The 3,619-nt window shown below is 69.8% G+C and carries 5 protein-coding genes; 1 reads left to right on the top strand and 4 read right to left on the bottom strand.

The window, feature by feature from the left end:
• The 4 genes from RIF89_RS12185 to smpB form a co-directional block, all read right to left on the bottom strand.
• Positions 1–956 (bottom strand): YihY/virulence factor BrkB family protein (locus tag RIF89_RS12185; protein ID WP_309069375.1); only part of this gene is annotated, 956 nt, incomplete at its 3' end.
• A gap of 52 nt (positions 957–1,008) precedes the next feature.
• Positions 1,009–1,476, bottom strand: coding sequence for a prepilin peptidase (locus tag RIF89_RS12180; RefSeq protein WP_309069374.1), 468 nt, complete (start codon positions 1,474–1,476; stop codon positions 1,009–1,011).
• Between the two features lie 64 nt (positions 1,477–1,540).
• Positions 1,541–1,837: a DUF1905 domain-containing protein gene (locus tag RIF89_RS12175; RefSeq protein WP_309069373.1), complete on the bottom strand. Its 297-nt coding sequence runs from the start codon at positions 1,835–1,837 to the stop codon at positions 1,541–1,543.
• Between the two features lie 28 nt (positions 1,838–1,865).
• Entirely contained in the window at positions 1,866–2,342 is a 477-nt protein-coding gene (smpB, locus tag RIF89_RS12170; protein WP_309069372.1) for an SsrA-binding protein SmpB, read from the bottom strand.
• A gap of 120 nt (positions 2,343–2,462) precedes the next feature.
• Here smpB and RIF89_RS12165 point away from each other — a divergent pair.
• On the top strand, positions 2,463–3,619 hold a 1,157-nt coding region (locus tag RIF89_RS12165; protein WP_309069371.1), incomplete at its 3' end, for an LLM class flavin-dependent oxidoreductase.

Here is a 3,619-nt window from a genome sequence, read left to right as displayed (position 1 = left end):
CCCACGGCCGCCTGCACCGCGCTCTCGGCGCGCCGCACGCGGCGCTGCGCGAAGGTCTCGGCCGCGAAGCGCGCGTGCACGCGGTCCTGTCCCTCCTCGACGCCGACGATGATGTACGCGGCGGCGATCAGCAGCACCTGCGCCGACAGGTTCACCCACAGCAGCAGCGCGATCAGCGACGCGAAGGAGGCGAGCAGCGGGTTGGAGCCGGCGCCGCTGATGAACAGCCCCGACAGCTGCTGCAGCACGACGAGGCCCACGCCGCCGAGGACGGCGCCCGCCCACACCGCGCGAGGAGCCGCCCTCACTCCCGACAGCATCCAGAACATGACGGCGATCATGATCGCGTCCAGCGCGAGCGTGATGAGCACCGTGAACACGCGCGTCAGCACGACCGCGATGCCGGTCTGCCCGGCGCCGATCCAGTCGAGCACGGTCGTGACGAAGGCCGAGCCGAGGAATGTCGAGACGGCGGCCGCCAGCAGCAGTCCGCCCAGGATGATCGCGAACAGCAGGTCGCGCAGGATCACCACGATGGGCGACGACGTCGCGTGCGTGGTGCCCGCCATCATGCGGATAGAGGTGCGCAGGGCGCCGACCGCGCCGATCGCCGCTGCCAGCAGACCGACGAGCGAGATGATTCCCGCGAGCGTGAAGCTGGCGGGCTCCTGCAGCGCCTCGGTGTCGATGATGCCGTCTTCGCCCACGAGCCCCGGGATGACGTTGTCGACCGCGGCGACGAGCGCCTGCCAGAGCTCGGGCTGCCCGGTGAGCCAGATGGCCGCGATCGAGAAACCCAGCAGCACGCCCGCGAAGATCGAGAAGAGCGCGCGGTAGGTGACGGCGCCGGCCAGAAGCGCGCCCTGCTGCTCGGAGTAGAGGAGGAAGGCGCGCACGGGCTTCCGGGCCAGCGCCCACGCGATCAGCACCTTGACCTTCGCCATCAGACCAGCCATGCGGCTCAGGCTATCCGTGGCGATCGCCGGGGCCGAGACGCTTGACACCCCGCTACGCGAGCAGGCCCGCCCAGGCGCCGAAGATCATCCACGGTCCGAAGGCGATGTGGGCGTCGCGGCTCACGCGACCGGTCGCCAGCAGCGCGGCCGCGTGCGCGCCGCCGACGATGAAGGCGGTGATCGCCCCCAGGGCGAGCTCTGTCCAGCCGTGCCAGGCCAGCAGCATCCCGAGCAGCGCGGCGAGCTTGACGTCCCCGCCGCCGAGTCCGGCAGGCACTGCCAGCCCCAGCAGGAGGTAGAGCCCGAACAGCGCGAGCCCGCCGATCGCGGCCCGCCCGAGCGGCGCGGAATCGCCCGCCAGCGCCGCCACGAGTCCGAGCGTCGCCGCCAGCCCGATGGCCGACGTGAGCACGATCGCATCGGGCAGGCGGTGCTGGTCGATGTCGATGCGGATCAGGATGAGCGACACGACGAGGAGCGCCGCGTGCGCCGCGGCCAGCAGGATCTCGCTCGCGGTCATCCGTGCCTCATGGGTCGAGGCTAGGCAGATCCGGCGCCCCGCCGCGGCGGGCTGTGGACAAGTCTCAGAGCTCGAGCACGTCGAGGTGCACGGTCGCGACCTGTCCCTCGGAGAGCCCCTCGCCATCGCGCACGGCGCGCTTCAGCGGCAGCGCGTACGTCTCGCTCCCCGGGAAGATCGACGTGCGCCAGGTGGTGCCGCCGATGCGGGCCTCGACGCGCAGCGACCCGAATCCGCGCGGCGGCGCCGGCAGCTCGCGCAGATCGCTCGAGATGTCGGCCGGCACGTCGACGAAGAACCACGACTGCGTACGCGCCTGCCAGCGGTAGACCTTCGCCTCGAACTCGATGCGCACGCCCATGCCATCAGCGTACTGACGGCCTCGGACGTCACTCCCCCATGCGGTTGCGGGTGCGCATGGCCCGCTCGGCCTCGCGCTTGTCCTGCCGCTCGCGCAGGGTCTGACGCTTGTCGAACTCGCGCTTGCCCTTCGCGACGCCGATCTCGATCTTCGCGCGGCCGTTGAGGAAGTACAGCTTGAGCGGCACCAGCGTGTAGCCGCCCGCCGACACCGCATGGCTGAGCTTGACGATCTCGTCCTTGTTCAGCAGAAGCTTGCGGATCCGCTTCGACGAGTGGTTCGTCCAGCTCCCCTGCGAGTACTCGGGGATGTGCACGGCGTCGAGGAACGCCTCGCCGCCGTTGATGTAGGCGTACCCGTCGCTGAGGTTCGCGCGCCCCTGACGCAGCGACTTGACCTCGGTCCCGGTGAGCACGAGGCCCGCCTCGTACGTCTTCTCGATCGTGTACTCGTGGCGGGCGCGACGGTTGGTCGCGACGACCTTCTCACCCTGTTCCTTCGGCATGTGCTCACCTCCCGTGTTCGCGCACAGCCCTCCATCCTATCCCGGAGGAGCCCGCCCCGCGTGTGACGCGAGATTTCGCTTCCCTTGCCGGCTCGGACGCCGGGCCGCTTTCATTCAGGGATGACCCGGCAGATCCGTTTCAACGCATTCGACATGAACTGCGTCGCCCACCAGTCCTCAGGGCTCTGGCGTCACCCGAAGGACCGCTCGCGGCAGTACAACACGCTGGAGTACTGGACCGAGCTCGCGAAGCTGCTCGAGAGCGGCACGTTCGACGGCATCTTCATCGCGGATGTGCTCGGCACGTACGACGTCTACGGCGGCACGAACGAGGCCGCGATCCGCAACGGCGCGCAGGTGCCCGTGAACGACCCGATCCTGCTGGTGAGCGCGATGGCCGCGGTCACCGAGAACCTGGGATTCGGCATCACGGCCGGCACCGCGTTCGAACACCCCTACCCGTTCGCGCGGCGTCTGACGACGCTCGACCATCTCACGAGGGGCAGGGTCGGGTGGAACGTCGTCACGGGCTACCTGCCGAGCGCCGCCCGCAACATGGGTCAGGACGATCAGTTGAAGCACGACGACCGGTACGACCACGCGGACGAGTACGTCGAGGTGCTCTACAAGCTCTGGGAGGGGTCCTGGGAGGACGACGCGGTGATCGAGGATCGCGAGAACGGGGTGTTCACCGATCCCGCCAAGGTCCATCCGATCGGCCACGAGGGGACGCACTTCACGGTGCCGGGGATCCACATCTCCGAGCCGTCGCCGCAGCGCACGCCGGTGATCTACCAGGCGGGTGCTTCGCCGCGCGGCGTGCGCTTCGCGGCTGAGAACGCGGAGGCGATCTTCGTGGCGGCCCCGTCGAAGGAGGTGCTCGCCGGCACGGTGAAGCGGATCCGTGACGGGCTCGAGGCGGCCGGCCGCGACCGCTACGACGCGAAGATCTACACCCTGCTGACGGTGATCACCGCCGCGACGCACGAGGAGGCGGTCGCCAAGCACGCGGAGTACCTGGAGTACGCAAGCCCGGAGGGCGCGCTGACCTTCCTGTCGGGCTGGATGGGCGTGGACCTGTCGCAGTACCGCCCCGACGAGCCCGTCGGCAACGTCGAGTCGAACGCGATCCAGTCGGTGCTGCACCACTTGCAGGAGGAGGCCGACCTCGGCCGCGAGTGGACGGTGGGCGACCTCGGCAGGCACAACGCGATCGGCGGCCTCGGCCCCACCGTCGTCGGCTCCGGCGTGGAGATCGCCGACGAGCTGCAGTCGTG

It is taken from the genome of Microbacterium sp. (genome assembly GCF_031178525.1).
GTDB lineage: Bacteria > Actinomycetota > Actinomycetes > Actinomycetales > Microbacteriaceae > Microbacterium.
Note: the sequence above shows the minus strand (reverse complement) of the source record. Positions and strands in the feature narration are given on the sequence as shown.

Coding starts and splice junctions, on each gene's coding strand:
- RIF89_RS12180 (WP_309069374.1), bottom strand. CDS start 1,476: ATGACCGCGAGCGAGATCCTGCTGGCCGCGGCGCACGCGGCGCTCCTC.
- RIF89_RS12175 (WP_309069373.1), bottom strand. CDS start 1,837: ATGGGCGTGCGCATCGAGTTCGAGGCGAAGGTCTACCGCTGGCAGGCG.
- smpB (WP_309069372.1), bottom strand. CDS start 2,342: ATGCCGAAGGAACAGGGTGAGAAGGTCGTCGCGACCAACCGTCGCGCC.